Source organism: Limosilactobacillus ingluviei DSM 15946, from assembly GCF_001435775.1.
Classification (GTDB): Bacteria; Bacillota; Bacilli; order Lactobacillales; family Lactobacillaceae; genus Limosilactobacillus; species Limosilactobacillus ingluviei.
The window spans coordinates 1-459 of the sequence record NZ_AZFK01000054.1 but is presented as its reverse complement, the minus strand read 5'-3'; the positions used below and the strand labels follow the sequence as shown (position 1 = coordinate 459).

At 44.2% G+C, this 459-nt stretch carries 1 protein-coding gene; it reads right to left on the bottom strand.

The genetic code is table 11. The features are described from left to right. The coding region (locus FC43_RS11100) for a transposase (RefSeq protein WP_156648330.1) at positions 1 to 402 on the bottom strand (402 nt) is incomplete at its 3' end. Positions 403 to 459: the final 57 nt, after the last annotated feature.

The window sequence follows — 459 nt, the reverse complement described above, 5'->3', positions numbered from 1 at the left end:
TTCTCGTTCAGCTTGAGTAACTTTGCGTTTGGCTTTCATCCGGGTAGAACCTCCTGATTTCTCCGTAAAGGTTTTACCACTAGTATATCGTTTCAGCCATCTTCGTAACACACTGTGACTCGAAATATTGTAACGATCACAACACTCGTAAACGCTATATTTCCCTGATAAATAATCCTGACAGGCTTGACACTTTAGTTCTGGGGAGTAACGGCGCCAAGTGTGAGACTCTTCCAATCCTGCCATCCCATCGTGTTGATAAGCACGGGCCCAATCCTGCACAGTATGCCCGCTAACGCCATATTGTTTAGCTAATCGAGAGATGCCAACCTGACCACTCAAATACTGGAGAACTGCCTCAAGCCGTTCTTCTAAAGAGTGATGAGTTGTTCTGCCAGACATAAAAAATACCCCCTTTCAGGTGAGATCGAATTTTACATAATTCGTTTCTCCACCTAA